Below are 15,057 nucleotides of genomic sequence, written 5' to 3'. Positions count from 1 at the left end.
CGGGATATCAGCCCTTCCACACCTGCGCGTTCACTAGGTCCTGCGGCTTATCGCCCAACAGCGCGGCACGCAGATTGTCGTAGGCGCGATCAGCCATGGCCTGGCGGGTTTCGTGGGTCGCGGAGCCGATGTGCGGCAATGTCACAGCATTGCTCAGATGGAACAGTGGCGATTCAGACAGCGGTTCTTTCTCGTAAACGTCCAGACCTGCGCCACGAATGGTGCCGTTTTGCAGCGCCTCGATCAGGGCAGGTTCGTCGACGATCGGACCGCGCGCGATATTCACCAGGATGGCGCTTTTCTTCATCAGCGACAGTTCGCGGGTGCTGATCAGGTGCCTGGTTTTCTCGCTGAGCGGCACGACCAGACACACGAAGTCGGACTCGGCCAGCAGTTGATCCAGCGTGCGGAATTGCGCGCCCAGCTCCTGTTCCAGGGCCGTTTTGCGGCTGTTGCCGCTGTACAGGATCGGCATGTTGAAGCCCAGACGGCCGCGGCGCGCCACTGCCGCACCGATGTTGCCCATGCCGACGATGCCCAGCTTCTTGCCGTAGACGTCCGTGCCGAAATGCGGCGCTTCGATACTGCGCTTCCAGTTGCCGGCCTTGGTGTAGGCGTCCAGCTCGGCGACGCGACGTGCGCTGCTCATGATCAGCGAGAAGCCCAGATCGGCGGTGCTCTCGGTGAGCACATCCGGGGTGTTGGTCAGCATGATGCCGCGTTCGGTGAGGTAACCGACGTCGTAGTTGTCGTAGCCGACCGAGATACTCGACACCACCTCCAGCTGTTTTGCGCCTTCCAGTTGCTCGCGGCCCAGCTTGCGCCCGGCGCCGATCATGCCATGGCAGTGCGGCAGGGCTTCATTGAACTGCTCGTTCAGATCACCCTTTTTCGGGTCCGGAATGATCACGTTGAAGTCTTGCCGCAGGCGCTCGGCCATTTCCGGGGACACGCGGCTGAAGGCAAGGACGGTCTTTTTCATCGGATAGCTTCTCTCGGGCAGGTCAGACGGGAAGTGCGTAGCACGCTAACATTCTTGTCGTTTGGTTGGCGAGGGGGGAAAGGGGCAGTCCATATTGTAGGAGCGCGCTTGCCCGCGATGGCGTGGGGTCGGGCGATGGAGATGTGTCGGGTGTACCGGCCTCATCGCGGGCAAGCGCGCTCCTATAGGTGAGCGGTGTTTTTTCTACACCATCTCCGGCAACACGTGCGTCTGCAAATCCGCCTCGTGCGCCGCCATGATTTCCGGGAGCGAGCCGCGCAGGTATTCGACCCACGTTTTGATCTTCGCATCCAGGTACTGGCGCGACGGGTAGATCGCATACAGGTTCAGCTCATGGGATCGGTATTGCGGCAGCACGCGAACCAGCGAGCCGTTGCGCAGGCCTTCGATGGCCGAATAGATCGGCAGAATGCCAATGCCCATGCCGCTGCTGATCGCCGCTTTCATGGCGTCGGCCGAGTTCACCAGGAACGGTGAGCTGGCGATGGTCACGGTTTCCTGGCCTTCGGGGCCGTCAAAGGCCCACTTTTCCAGGGGGAACACCGGGCTGACCAGACGCAGACAGGCATGGTTGAGCAGGTCTGCCGGCTTGTAAGCCATGCCGAACGCTTTGATGTAGGCAGGCGAGGCGCAGACGATGCTGTAGGTAATCCCCAGGCGCTGTGAAACGAATCCCGAGTCCGGCAGTTCGCTGGCCAGCACGATCGACACGTCGTACCCCTCTTCGAGCAGGTCGGGCACGCGGTTGGTCATGGTCAGGTCGAACGACACGTCCGGGTGATTGCGGCGATAGCGCGCAATCGCGTCGATCACGTAATGCTGTCCGACGCCTGTCATCGAATGCACCTTCAACTGGCCGGCCGGGCGCGCATGGGCGTCGCTGGCTTCTGCTTCGGCTTCTTCGACGTAACCCAGAATCTGCTCGCACCGCAGCAAATAACGCTTGCCCGCTTCCGTCAGGGCAATGCGTCGCGTGGTGCGGTTGAGGAGTCGGGTCTGCAGGTGTGCTTCGAGATTGGAGACAGCGCGCGAAACGTTGGCGGTGGTCGTGTCCAGTTGAGCTGCGGCAGCGGTGAAGCTGCCTGCTTGCGCCACGCAACTGAAGGCGCGCATGTTTTGCAGAGTGTCCATTGGCCGTTCTCTGGTGAGATAGCCAAATTGTGACATGAAGTTACTGATCCATGTCAGCCATACCAAAGGATTATCTTCGGTTCGGTAACAAAGATTCGCACAAGTCCTGGCTTATCGCCGCCCTGGACGCATCCTAGAATCGCGGCTCGTTCCATTTTCCTTTCATTCAGGTAATCGCAGCTGTGCCGCGTCGCATCATCAGAGGGCTCAAACCCCTCAGTGTCTGGGCTTTAACGTTACTTGTCAGCGGCTGCATCGGAACCGGCGGTATTGCCCCTCAAGGGACCTCGTTGTCGCCCGACAACCTGGCCACCGATGACGCGATCAAAGAAGCCGCGAAAGATGCCCACTGGCCCGACGGTCAATGGTGGCGCGCTTATGGCGATGATCAACTCAATCACTGGATCGAACTGGCCGCTCTCGGCAGTCCGGGGCTGGCGATTGCGGCGGCGCGTGTGCGGCAGGCCAAAGCCATGGCCGGGATCGCGGAATCCGCCGAGTCTCTGCACATCAATGGCGACAGCACCCTCAAACGTCATAACTGGCCAACCGATCAGTTCTACGGGCCGGGCGAGCTGTCGAACACCAGTACCTGGGACAACAGCGCGTCTATCGGGCTGAGCTATTCCCTCGATCTGTGGGGACGAGAAAGCAACCACACCGAGCAGGCGCTGGACATGGCGCACATGAGCGCGGCCGAAGAGCGCCAGGCTCAGCTGGAATTGCAGGACAACATCGTCCGTGCCTACATCCAGTTGTCGCTGAACTATGCCCAGCGCGACATCGCCGAGGCCACGCTGGCGCAGCAACAGCAGATTCTCGACCTGGCGCAGCGTCGCTTGAAGGGCGGTATCGGCACGCATTTCGAAGTCAGTCAGGCCGAAACGCCGCTGCCCGAAACCCATCGCCAGATCGACGCGCTGGACGAAGCCATCGCCCTGAGTCGTAACCAGATTGCGGCATTGGCCGGCAAAGGCCCGGGGGAGGGCGCCCGCCTGCAGCGTCCGACCTTGTCGCTTAACGCCGTTCTGAAATTGCCGTCGGCGTTGCCGGCTCAGTTGCTGGGTCAGCGTCCCGATGTGGTGGCCAGCCGTTGGCGCGTGGCCGCGCAGGCCCGCGGTATCGATGTCGCTCACGCCGGTTTCTACCCCAACGTTGATTTGATGGGCAGCCTGGGTTACATGGCCACGGGCGGCGGCGTGCTGGAGTTTCTGACCGGCAAGAAATTCAACTACAGCGTCGGCCCGGCAATTACCCTCCCGATCTTTGATGGCGGGCGTCTGCGTTCCGAACTGGGCGTCGCCTCTGCCGGTTACGACGCCGCCGTGGCGCAGTACAACCAGACGCTGATCAACGCGCTCAAAAGCATTTCCGATCAGTTGATTCGCCGTGAGTCGATGAACAAACAGCAAGTGTTCGCCGATCAATCGGTGGCCGCCGCGCAGAAAACCTATGACATTGCCATGATCGCCTACCAGCGCGGCCTGACCGATTACCTGAACGTGCTCAACGCGCAAACCTTGCTGTTCCATCAGCAGCAGATCCAGCAGCAGGTTCAGGCCGCGCGTCTGACGGTGCATGCCGAACTGGTGGTGGCGCTGGGCGGTGGCTTGATGGCGGGCAACGATTCGCCCGCCGCCGACAAGACCGCCGCGCCAAAGACCCCGGCTGCGTTGGCGGTGTTTGATCGGTGAGCCAGATAGATATGCGTCGCCTGGACAGGCCCTATCGCGGGCAAGCGCGCTCCTACAATGGAATGGGATTTCCGCTGGGAACGCGGTCGTCTGTAGGAGCGCGCTTGCCCGCGATAGCGATGTATCAGCCGCAGCGGGTCTTGAACTGAAATGAACACTGCCTTGACCTGGTTCAAATCCCTGGAATGGCGCCGGGCGCTCAATGGTTGGGCGCGCAGTGACGGGGTGACCTGGATCTACATCTTCAAGGTGTTGATCGCGGCCTTCCTGACCTATTGGGTGGCGATGCGGCTTGAGTTGCCGCAGCCGCGCACGGCCGTCATCACCGTTTTCATTGTCATGCAGCCGCAAAGCGGCCATGTGTTCGCCAAGAGCTTCTACCGTCTGCTGGGCACGCTCGCCGGGTCGGTGATGATGGTGGTGATGATGGCGCTGTTTCCTCAGGACAGCGCGCCGTTTCTTCTCCTCCTGTCGCTTTGGGTCGCGTTCTGTTGCGCCGGCGCCGCGCGCTACCGCAACTTCCGTGCGTACGGGTTCGTGCTGGCGGGTTACACGGCGGCGTTCACCGGTCTGCCGGCGCTGGCGCATCCCGACACCTCGTTCATGGCAGCCGTCTGGCGCTTGCTGGAAATTTCACTGGGGATTCTCTGCTCGACGCTAGTGACAGCCGCCATCCTGCCCCAGAGCACCGGCGCGGCCATGCGCAACGCGCTCTACCAGCGCTTCGGTACGTTCGCCGGGTTCGCCATCGACGGTTTGCGCGGCCACAGCGACCCGCAGCGTTTCGAGGCCAGCAACGTCCGTTTCCTCGCCGACGCCGTGGGCCTGGAAGGGTTGCGTGCCGTCACCGTTTTCGAAGACCCGCACATGCGTCGGCGCAATGGACGGCTGAACCGCCTGAACAGCGAGTTCATGACCCTCACCACGCGTTTCAACGCCCTGCACCAGTTGCTTGAACGCCTTCGCCGTCATGGTGTGACATTGACGGTTCAGGCGATCGAGCCCGGTCTGAACGAGCTGGCAGGGCTGTTGGAGCCTTTCGCCGGGCGTGCGCTGATCGCCAGCGACGCTGCACAACTGGCCAGTCGTCTGAGTGAATTCAAGGCAGCTCTGCCCGTGCAGGTACGACGCCTGCGTGCCGAATTCGTTGACAGCGCGCCGAGTGATGACGAACTGCTGGACTTCCATACCGCCTACGAATTGCTCTACCGTTTCGTCGACGACATGCACGACTACGCGCAGACGCATGCCTCGTTGGCCGATCACAATCACGTGCGTGAAAAATGGGTCGAGTCGTTCGTCAACACCACCAACTGGACCCTGTCGCTGGCGTCCGGCGTGCGCGCCCTGGCGGTGATGGCGGTGATGTCGACGTACTGGGTGGCGACGGCCTGGCCGAGCGGGGCGACGATGACCCTGGTGTCGGCCGCCACCGTGGCCCTGTCGGCGACCACGGCCAACCCGCGACGGATGTCGTTCCAGATGGCCTGCGGTACCGCGCTCGGCGCGGTGCTGGGGTTCTTCCAGACGTTCTTCGTGTTGCCATTGATCGACGGGTTTCCGCTGCTGTGCATGGTGTTGGCCCCGGTATTCGCCTTTGGCGCGTTTCTCACTACCCGGCCGCAATGGGCCGGTGTCGGTATCGGCCTGCTGATCTTTTTCAGCATCGGGTCGGTGCCGGACAATCTCACCGTCTTCAACCCGTACACCTTCATCAACGACTACATCGCCATGGTCATCGGCATGCTGCTGTGCGCAGCGGCGGGCGCAATCATTTTGCCGCCGAACAGCAGCTGGCTGTGGCGCCGTCTGGAAGACGACTTGCGTCAACAGGTGAGCTTTGCGATCAGCGCGCCGTTACGCGGGCTGCGCTCGAACTTCGAAAGCCGTACCCGCGACCTCGTGCATCAAGCCTACGGTCTGGCCGCCGGGCAACCGGTGGTGCAGCGCAACTTGCTGCGCTGGATGTTCGTCGTACAGGAGATCGGCCACGCCATCATCGAGCTGCGTCGTGAGCAATCCATTCTGCCGGTGCATCCCAGCTATGCCGAGTCCCAGCCCTGGCGTCAGGCGATTCGCGCGATGGGGCGTTCACTGGTGCGTCTGTTCATTCAGCCCGACCGGCACAATCTGGCACGGAGTCTGTATGCGGTGGATCATGCGATCTTCTGCGTGCAGAACACCGATGAGCCGTTCGCCCCGCATTTCGACACCTCGGCGTTGCGCCGGGTGAAGAGCTACCTGCATTTCATCCGCACGTGCCTGTTGGACCCGCAATCGCCGCTCGCGGCCTGCACGCCGGCACAGGCATCCGCGCTGCCGCCGCAAGGACTTTCCCATGCCACGTGAAATCGCTTTCCACGGCGTTTACATGCCCACCGTCACAGTGATGTTCCTGGTCGCCATGGTGCTCGCCTGGGCACTGGATCGCTTGATGTCCGGGCTCGATCTGTACCGCTTTTTCTGGCACCCGGCGCTACTGCGCCTGAGCCTGTTCAGCTGCATTTTTGGCGCGATGGCGCTGACCGTTTACCGTTAAGGCACATGTGAATTCGAGATGAAAAAGCTCTTCAGTCTGATCGCGACTTTATTGATTCTGGCACTGGCCATCTGGATTGGTCGCCTGCTCTGGATTCACTACATGGACACCCCATGGACCCGTGACGGGCGGGTGCGCGCGGACGTGATCAACGTCGCCGCGGACGTCACCGGCGTGGTGATCGACGTGCCGGTCAAGGACAACCAGCCAGTGAAAAAGGGCGACCTGTTGATGCAGATCGACCCCGAGCATTATCAGTTGGCCGTCAAACAGGCCGAGGCCATGGTGGCTTCACGCAGAGCCACCTGGGAAATGCGCAAGGTCAACGCCAATCGCCGCAAGGACCTGGACGCACTGGTGATCTCCGCCGAGAACCGTGAAGACGCCTCCAACGTCGCCAACGCCGCCCAGGCCGATTACCAGTTGGCCGTGGCGCAACTGGAAGCCGCGCAACTCAACCTGCAGCGCACCAAAGTGCTGGCCGCCGTGGACGGCTACGTCACCAACCTCAACGTCCACCGTGGCGACTACGCCCGGATCGGCGAAGCGAAGATGGCGGTGGTCGACAAGAACTCGTTCTGGGTCTACGGCTTCTTTGAAGAAACCAAACTGCCCCACGTCAAAGTCGGCGACCCCGCCGACATGCAGCTCATGAGCGGCGAAGTGATGAAAGGCCACGTCGAAAGCATCGCCCGCGCCATCTACGACCGCGACAACCCCGAAAGCCGCGAATTGATCGCCGACGTCAACCCGACCTTCAACTGGGTGCGCCTGGCCCAACGCGTGCCGGTACGGATACACCTGGACAGCGTACCGGACAGCGTGGTGCTGGCGGCGGGGATTACGTGCACGGTGATTGTTAATCCGCGGTGAGAGCCGGGATTTACCGTTAGCGGAATGGGCGGGCGGTGGGTCGTTGGATTGGCAACCTTTCAGTCCACACTTGACCCGGGCTGTCGGTAACGGGCACGCGCTCTGAACTGCTGCGGCCTACAAGTTCAGTACTCGCCTGTCTGGTCACGCATCCGTTCCTTATCATGCAGCTAAGTTGGAAGATGGTTACACCTGTTGGATATCAGATTTAAAAGATATAGCGAATCGCAATTTATGTTATCGCAAAGAAGTCTAAGTCAGGCCTCGATACGTATTTCGCATAACGTATTGAAAATAGTATTTTTTCGGATTCCTGTTAAGTCCGGCTGGTAGTTGTTGCTATTGGGGTCAATGCCTGGTTGATCTACCTTGATTTAAGGCGCTATGCCTAATTTCAAGGAGAAAAACCATGGACGACGTACTCGTACCTCGCGGCGGTGACTCGCCCGCAATGACTCTCACTACTCCTCCCGACCCGAGCGATCCGAATCAGCGTTCTGGAACTGAGATAACCGCCATCAACGAGCACCGCGGCACGTGGATGACGGCTTATGCCGGTGCCGGAGACTTGAGAGTTGTGGATTTGATACTTCCGGGTTCACATGATGCGGGAATGGATAAAGACGCCCCCTATACTAACTCTTACGAAACGACTCAGGACAAATCTCCTTGGTATCAGATAATGTCCGGCATCAGGGCACTGGATCTACGGATAGAGTTTTTTTTTGGATATGCTGTAAATGACCCAAGGCGATTTCAAATTTTTCACGACTTATCGTCGGGACGCACCGTGAGGGGCGACATATTGCAAGCAGTTACTAATTGGAGAAATGGTACTTTTCCAAAGGGCGATCCCAAAAATGAAATAATCATACTGGACTTTCACCAATTCAAGAACTTTACCGATGAAGCCCATTATGAACTAATGAAGCTTATAAAAGATTATTTTGGTGACCTGATCATTCGTCCTGAGCAGCGCAACCTTTACGTCCGGGAGCTTTGGGGGGGGACGGGGCGTGTTGTGGTGGCCTACCACGACGTGATACGCGATGACGAATTTTTTTGGGACCTCGAACAGAAATATGAAGGCTCTGGTTATATATCCACAGAACGCTTAAAGGGATTTATGGATGAGGTGGCGAGGACGTCAAAGCCTGATTCTGAATTGCAAAGTATTCAATGCCATAAAATAACGAAAGTCGGACAGCCTGATGACTTTCAAGACCAAATTGGGCGATGGTTCTACTCCAACGATGATGTCGGGTTCAATGCTTACATTCAAAAATTTCATATCATCAATACAGACTGGTCGACGAGGGGGGCGTATATCGATTATTGCATTCATGCCACATGGATTAGAGCCAAGTCCTATGCTGCGGTCAGAACGTCTTTGTGGACAATCCTGGCAGTTTCAAAATACCACCCTTGCAAACTCCGCTTATTTACGTGATTATTCGTGCCGAGGTGCCGAATGTATATTTGCCTGTCTATGAGTGGTTCACACTGTTGAAAGGCCAACTGCTGCGGATCTACAATATGTCGGGAATATCTTCCATTCTTCACATGGCGGGTTCTGACCATTACGCTGACAGTATAGAGATCAAAGCTAACGTCGAGATATCTCTGACCTACGATAAGAGTGTGGGTCTTTGGAGGCTTGATCACTCGCCTACTATGCCTACCGAGATCAGTAACTTTCGCGTCACTTCTCCGTACCCTGCGTTTCCCGTTGAGTTTGTGTGGGATCCTTTGCCTTTGGTTTCTGAATATACAGTGTTTGAGATAAATGGAGAGAGGGTTGAAAAATATGTTGTCCACGAACCGAGATTGGTAGTTGATAGTATCGCCGGCGGCGTTTGGCACGTTGAGGCTGACTTTCAAGGAGCGCCATTAAAATCAGCGGAAATAGTTGCGAGAATTACCAATTTGAAAATAAACTCGAGCAATGGGCGCTACCCCATTACGTTGTCATGGGATGATGTGCCTTATAGAATCACGGATTACAAGGTCATTGGGCGTGGCTACAATGAACACTATGAAGCATTCGTGTCCGAACCTTCGCTGGTTATAAGTAGTGGTCAAAGTGCAGTATTTTCGGTCAGTACCCAAGTCGATTCAGAGGGGACCACTTTGAAGTCTGCCGATGTGGCGTTTTCGCTCGAGGACATTACTCAAGTCAATAACTTCCGTATTACTTCCCCTGGAACCTCATCACCCTTGATATTTGAATGGGATCCGGTACCCGACGCATCTAGTTATCGGTTTATAGCGCTGGCGGATGGACAACCCTCCTCTCAGCAGGTCGTAGAGTCCCGACTTGTGGTGGACAACTTTACGAGTGGACTTTGGCATGTTGAAACCTGGTGGGGCACGAACCTGGTAAGATCGAAGACACTGATGACACATACAGGATCTGGCGAACCCCCACCGGTATTCAAAAACTTTCGTGTGAGTTCTCCAGACTCTTACCCGTTGATATTTACGTGGGATCCAATACCCGAAGCCTCTGAATATACTGTATGGGTGCGACGGCTTGCGGGCAATAAAATGTATCACGTTAACGAGCCCACGTTGTCAGTGGAAAGCGATGGAGATGGAATCTGGCACGTCGAAACTGACGTGAAATGGCTTCGAATAGTTTCAGAAGATCTCACCGTAGAAATTCCACCCAAGGCAGCGCAGTAACTTCTGAGTTGTTGGTGGTTTATTGGTCAAGGTCGGGCACAGGCTGGGTGAGTCGTTCCGCCATGCGGCAGAGACCTCCTGAAAATGCCCGACGTCCAGGCTTGCAGAACTCACCGGCTCGCGTTCCCACACTGCACAGTGTTCAGCTTGCGGTAGAGTTGCCTGAACCGTGATCGTGAGTTCGCTTTGATCGTATAGCTCATTACCCTCATGACGTGCGCTATACACTGTTATTCTTCACGCGGTCTGCCGCCTCCTGTATCGCGGCTTTTTTGGCTGCTTGAGCAGCCGCTTCTGCCAGTTGAACCTCGATTTCACTGGCACGACGCCTGGCGAAATAGTCCAGAGCGATGTCGTTGGGAATGAAGTTTCCCGATTTGTCATACGCGCCGAGAATGATGTCAGGAGGGATGTTTTCTCCGTAGTTGATTTCTGTTGGCCGTAGGTTGATGTGCCGGGTATTGGGGTATTTGGCCATGTGGTGATTGGCATACAGGTGATAGCCGTCCATGTCCACGGTGTCGATAACGTAGGTGTAGCCGCCGCGCTGTCCGCCGTAAACGTAAGCGCCGGTGTGTTCCTTGTAATAAAACGCGGAGGTGGAAATGCCCTTGCCGTCAGGATCCAGCGCGTTGCGCCCTCCACCGAAGCCGCCTCGCACACCTGTGACCTGGTGGATATCCCGACGGATTTCATCGGCGGGTGTGCGCAGTTCGAAGCCTTCTTTGAAGATGGTTTTCGGTGGGCGCATGTCGCCGCGAAAGACTTGGCCGCGATAGATGATCAGCTCATGCCCTTCAACCGTTTGCCGGGTCGCACGGGCGTATTCATACACCATGTCCTGCGCCGCGTTCGGGCCTTTGCGCAGGCGCTCTATCAGTCTGCGCTTCAAGTGCATGGCGCCCAGCTCTGACGGGATAATGTTGCGTTTCATCACTGGAATGTCGTGATACAAGGGAGGCGCAACGCCATCGAATCGCATCCTTTTGAGCACGGTGTTCGTCAACGCCCTCTTGTCTGGCTTGGCGAGACCGGACCGTAAGATCGCAGGTGCGATGAGCCCCACCATTTCGGCAAGTGCTGCAATAATCGCAGCCCGGTAGTGCTCGCCCGCTTCATCTGGATGATCGGCCAGAGAGCCGCGGGCGACTTCCACGCCCACCGTTCCCATGCCGAACAGGAATGCCAGCAGAGGCCGTGCCGTCAGCCCCGCTCCGATGGTAGGCATCATGACGGCCATCGACATCACCGTCATTACCACGCCGCCGAGTTCCAGGAGTTTATCCATCATGCGTTCGTGTCGGGTGGAGACCAGGGTGTCCATGTCTGAAAGCGTGTGTTCGAGATGGGTGAGGTAGAGGTACGAAATGATGTCGTCGGTTTTGTGAAACGTCAGTGACGGCTTGCGCAGGAAATCGTTGCTGCGCTCCATGATCCCGGTGTACTTCATGCTGAAGGAGCCAATGGCCAATCGGTCATACAGCTTCAGGCGTGCGTAGATAAGTTCCGCCAGCAGGGTCGACGATTCGACCACCGCCTTTCGCCCGGCGGCAGGGGCGGGTAGCTCGATGACCGCATCTGTATCCGACGCGCCTAGGAACACCAGCAAAGCAGCGCCGGGAATAGTGCCTGTCAGGGCGACGTTTGCTTCCAGGTACACGGCCTGCGTGACGGTGTAGCGATTCTGGAACCTTACCGTTTTGGGATGAACCTTGTTGTCCAGATAGCCTTTGACCAGTTTTCTGTAGCTGTCGGACGTATTCGCCTTGGCGGCGTAGGATTGCAACCGGGCCGCCAGGGTTTGTTTCGCGAGCAGTTTGTAAACGTATTCGTTGTCCGGATGCGTGAAATGCGCAAGCACCTGCTCACGATAAAGCGTTTGTAGGTCGGCGTTTTCCAGGCTGTCGATCAGCGCGGGCGGAAAATCCCTCGGCCAGATCACCTTAACCAGCGCTTTGTCCTCCAGTTCGACGAGATGCTGGTCAGTAACAATGTCCCGCAACTCAAAATGCCGAGTGCTGCGCTTGGGCGTTGAGGTGCCGATAAAACCCGTATTCGACGGTCGCGTGGTGAAGTCGACGCGTATGAGCGTTCGGCTATCAATCGTTCTTTTGATCCCCGACAAAGCGTCTGATTGCGTTAACAAACGCTCAATCTGCACTTCAATGAATCTGAGTGGATCCAGAAGATCCGGTTTGGCGTACGCTTCGATCAGCTCGGCCAGAAGGTGGGCGTCCTCATCTTGTGCCTGTGTGGCGGGATCCAGCCAGCGCGGCAGGGCGAGCCCCGTTTCAGCGTCGTGGGCGATGAGGTTTTCTTCGTACAGCGGCAGATTTTCCATGTGAGTCATTCCTTGACGTTTCTACAGCACGGGGTGCTGTTGCTTCATTCGTTGAAGCGCCAGGAATGGTGGTACGAACCGCTATGGGATGTCTGTCAGAGGGAGGCCGCCGATACAGGTAGTTCTCGATCTGAGGTTTGGAGGATTTACGCTCGTTGCGGGTAGGGCGATTCATCAAACCAGCAAGCGTTTGCCCATTCCGGGGACGGCCGCGCCGGACGATCGTCTTACAGTTTCACGTTCAAACCAAACCGCCTGATCAGAATCCTTTCCAGTAACGCCTTGGGCAGCAGACGTTCCATCAGTGGCAGCGCCCGGCTGCCATTGCCTGAGCGCAGCAGGCGCGGCGGTTTGGGTTGTTGCACGGCGTTGAGCACATCGAGCGCAAAATCGCTGGCTGGGGTTGGGTTGCCCTGCGAAGCGTTAGCTCGCGCACGAATGCCTTCGCGCAACGGCCACCAGGGCGATCCTTCATGAATCACTTGCTCGGCCTCATGGCTGGCGTTCTGGGCGAAGTGGGTGTCGATGGCGCCTGGCTGCACTTCCATCACCCGTATGCCGAAAGGGGCGAGTTCCATGCGCAGCGCGTCACTCATTGCGTGAACGGCCGCCTTTGAGGCGCAGTACGCGCCGCCGAACGGGGTTACCAGTACGCCGGACACGCTACCGATATTCACCACCAACCCTTTATTGCGCCGCAGCGCCGGGAACAGTGCCTGGGTCATGCCGACGATGGAAAACACGTTGGTCTCGAACTGCCTGCGCATGGCCTCGACCCCTCCGTCGAGCAGCGGGCCAATGCCGCCGTAGCCGGCATTGTTGATCAACACATCCAGGCCCTTGCCGTGCCGTTCGAGTTCAGCCGCCAGCCTGACTACGGCCGCGCCGTCATTGACGTCCAGCTCAACCGCCCGAAACCCCGCGCCGATCAGTCCGTCTACATCCGCTTTCTTGCGCGCCGTGGCCCAGACCTCGTGGCCCGATGCCTTGAAGGCGTCCGCCATGGCGCGACCCATACCGCTGGAGCAACCGGTGATTAAAACGACAGCCATGATTCATTCCTTGAAGTGTGGGTGGGTGTCAGTCGGAAAACGTACCTTGCAGGCGTTCGGCGCGAAACTCCAGCGTTTGCGGTCGGTAACCATTGCGCAGCGGCGGCAGTGGCAGGCAATCCTGCCACTGGCTGCCCGGCAGCAACTCGCCAGGCCCGCGATAACGCGGCGCGGTGTACGTGTCGTCGGCAAGGTTGACGGTGTCGCCCGGCGCGTAGGCGGCGACTTTCCAGCGCAGCTCCTGCAGCGGCACATCATTGCCGTTGTCGATCAACACCAGCAACGGCCTGCCGGTCGGGCATTGTTGTGGTGCGTAGTCCAGACGCAGTTGCAGGCGTTCGAGTCGCTTGGCATCGCGTTTGTCCTGCCAGACGACCACGCCGGCCACAATGCCCAGCCCAACGGCTGCTGCCAGTGAAACCGGCAGGGCTTTGGCGGGGTAACGCAGCAGCAGGATCAGCCAAGTGAAGATCAATACGGCGCCGATAATCATGTTTTCGGACTCGCGAATACAGGTGAGGGCATCCTACCGAAAGGGGGTGGGAAGACCAATTGGCGTTTTTGACAGAGTGGTCGGTCTTCCAGACTAAAGGTCAGTCAGGTGGGCGGCCTGAAGGCTAGTCTTTGATGGATCCTTGCAATGGAATGCATGTGCCATGTCCGACGTCTGCGCGCTACACGCCCATACCCCCACATTGACGGTGGTCGATCCACGCGGGTTAGCGGTTCGGTCGGTTTCCTTTCATCGCACGCGTGCCGACGACCCGGTGACTGAGCGGGTTGATCGCTCCAGCGTTGATCCTGCACGTCGACTGATCCGGCGCTGGGATCCGCGATTATGGGCCAGTGGCGGGAGCGAGGCCGATACGCCGAGCAATTTGCGTTCTCTCTTTTCGCTGACCTCCCAAGCGCTGTTGAGTGAAAGTGTCGATGCCGGTTGGGAGGTTGCGCTGTTTGGCAGTGGTGGAGAGCGACGTTGTCGTTGGGACGCAAGGGCTCAACTGCAGCGGTTCGAATACGATGCGCTGTTGCGTCCCGAGGCAGTTTTCGAAACCGATGGCCTCACTGAGCGCTGCACCGAGCGTCTGACCTACGGCAGCGCCAATGATGCGTTCGCCAATCAATGCGGTCAGTTGATTCGGCATAATGATCCAGCCGGTTCGCTGACTAATCGAGTGTTCAGTCTGACGGGCGAGGTGACCGAGCAAACGCGCAGGTTCTCGAAAGACCTCGGTGTGCCGGACTGGCCTGATGTGGTGGCTGAACGAGACGATTTGCTGGAGCCGGGAGAGGGAGCCAAATCGTCCTGGCGTTTTGGACCGTCGGGCGACGCACTTGAACAGATCGATGCGATGGGCAACGTTCAGACATTTGCGCACACCGTGGCGGGACAACTCAAGTCCACAGTTTTGCAATTGCCAGGGCAGCCTGCGCAAACGCTGGTCAGCGATATCGACTATGACGCTCAGGGCCGTATCCAGTCTGAAACGGCCGGTAACGGTATCATGACGGCCCTTGATTACGATCCTGTCGATGGCCGCCTGATCAGGTTGCGCGCTGACAACGGTCTTGTTCAGGACCTGAATTACGTCTACGACCCGGTCGGGAATGTCCTGAGCATCGAGGACCTGGCCCAACCCATTCGCTACTTCGCCAACCAGCAAGTTGAACCGCTGCGCACATTTGCCTACGACACGTTGTATCAATTGATCGAAGCCACCGGGTATGAGGCGAAAACG

The 15,057-nt window shown here is 58.1% G+C and carries 12 protein-coding genes; 7 read left to right on the top strand and 5 right to left on the bottom strand.

What is annotated here, in order from left to right:
* Window positions 1-7: 7 nt before the first annotated feature.
* Window positions 8-982 (bottom strand): 2-hydroxyacid dehydrogenase, encoded by a 975-nt coding sequence (locus tag BMY73_RS08415; protein WP_092406391.1) that lies wholly within the window; start codon window positions 980-982, stop codon window positions 8-10.
* A 204-nt stretch (window positions 983-1,186) separates the two neighbouring features.
* Complete coding sequence (locus BMY73_RS08410) at window positions 1,187-2,134, bottom strand: LysR family transcriptional regulator (RefSeq protein ID WP_062386659.1); 948 nt, start codon at window positions 2,132-2,134, stop codon at window positions 1,187-1,189.
* A 182-nt stretch (window positions 2,135-2,316) separates the two neighbouring features.
* On the opposite strand from BMY73_RS08410, the gene BMY73_RS08405 reads away from it, so the two are divergent.
* The 6 genes from BMY73_RS08405 (at window position 2,317) to BMY73_RS27900 (ending at window position 9,925) form a co-directional block, all read left to right on the top strand.
* Complete coding sequence (locus BMY73_RS08405) at window positions 2,317-3,828, top strand: efflux transporter outer membrane subunit (protein ID WP_092406389.1); 1,512 nt, start codon at window positions 2,317-2,319, stop codon at window positions 3,826-3,828.
* A gap of 150 nt (window positions 3,829-3,978) precedes the next feature.
* A complete protein-coding gene (locus tag BMY73_RS08400; RefSeq protein ID WP_092406387.1) occupies window positions 3,979-6,177 on the top strand; it encodes an FUSC family protein in 2,199 nt (732 codons plus the stop codon).
* Window positions 6,167-6,367: a DUF1656 domain-containing protein gene (locus tag BMY73_RS08395; RefSeq protein ID WP_062386650.1), complete on the top strand. Its 201-nt coding sequence runs from the start codon at window positions 6,167-6,169 to the stop codon at window positions 6,365-6,367. The genes BMY73_RS08400 and BMY73_RS08395 overlap by 11 nt, the downstream gene beginning before the upstream one ends.
* 18 nt (window positions 6,368-6,385) lie before the next feature.
* Window positions 6,386-7,240 (top strand): efflux RND transporter periplasmic adaptor subunit, encoded by an 855-nt coding sequence (locus BMY73_RS08390; protein WP_062386648.1) that lies wholly within the window; start codon window positions 6,386-6,388, stop codon window positions 7,238-7,240.
* 409 nt (window positions 7,241-7,649) lie between these two features.
* Entirely contained in the window at window positions 7,650-8,690 is a 1,041-nt protein-coding gene (locus BMY73_RS08385; protein WP_092406386.1) for a PI-PLC domain-containing protein, read from the top strand.
* The gene (locus BMY73_RS27900; protein WP_175500154.1) at window positions 8,633-9,925 is read left to right on the top strand and encodes a hypothetical protein; all 1,293 of its coding nucleotides are present in this window, start codon (window positions 8,633-8,635) and stop codon (window positions 9,923-9,925) included. The genes BMY73_RS08385 and BMY73_RS27900 overlap by 58 nt, the downstream gene beginning before the upstream one ends.
* Before the next feature lie 220 nt (window positions 9,926-10,145).
* Here BMY73_RS27900 and BMY73_RS08380 read toward each other — a convergent pair whose 3' ends face one another.
* The 3 genes from BMY73_RS08380 to BMY73_RS08370 all read right to left on the bottom strand — a co-directional run bounded on the left by BMY73_RS08380 (window position 10,146) and on the right by BMY73_RS08370 (window position 13,811).
* Window positions 10,146-12,266, bottom strand: coding sequence for a hypothetical protein (locus BMY73_RS08380; RefSeq protein WP_092406384.1), 2,121 nt, complete (start codon window positions 12,264-12,266; stop codon window positions 10,146-10,148).
* 227 nt (window positions 12,267-12,493) lie between these two features.
* Window positions 12,494-13,318 carry an SDR family oxidoreductase gene (locus BMY73_RS08375; RefSeq protein WP_092406382.1) on the bottom strand — a complete coding sequence of 275 codons (825 nt, stop codon included), beginning with the start codon at window positions 13,316-13,318 and terminating at the stop codon, window positions 12,494-12,496.
* 28 nt (window positions 13,319-13,346) lie between these two features.
* Window positions 13,347-13,811, bottom strand: coding sequence for a hypothetical protein (locus BMY73_RS08370; RefSeq protein WP_062386635.1), 465 nt, complete (start codon window positions 13,809-13,811; stop codon window positions 13,347-13,349).
* Between the two features lie 163 nt (window positions 13,812-13,974).
* Between BMY73_RS08370 and BMY73_RS08365 the strand changes: the two genes are divergently transcribed.
* Window positions 13,975-15,057 (top strand): RHS repeat domain-containing protein (locus tag BMY73_RS08365; RefSeq protein ID WP_371914957.1); only part of this gene is annotated, 1,083 nt, incomplete at its 3' end.

It is taken from the genome of Pseudomonas sp. NFACC02, from assembly GCF_900110765.1.
GTDB lineage: Bacteria > Pseudomonadota > Gammaproteobacteria > Pseudomonadales > Pseudomonadaceae > Aquipseudomonas.
Note: the sequence above shows the minus strand (reverse complement) of the source record. Positions and strands in the feature narration are given on the sequence as shown.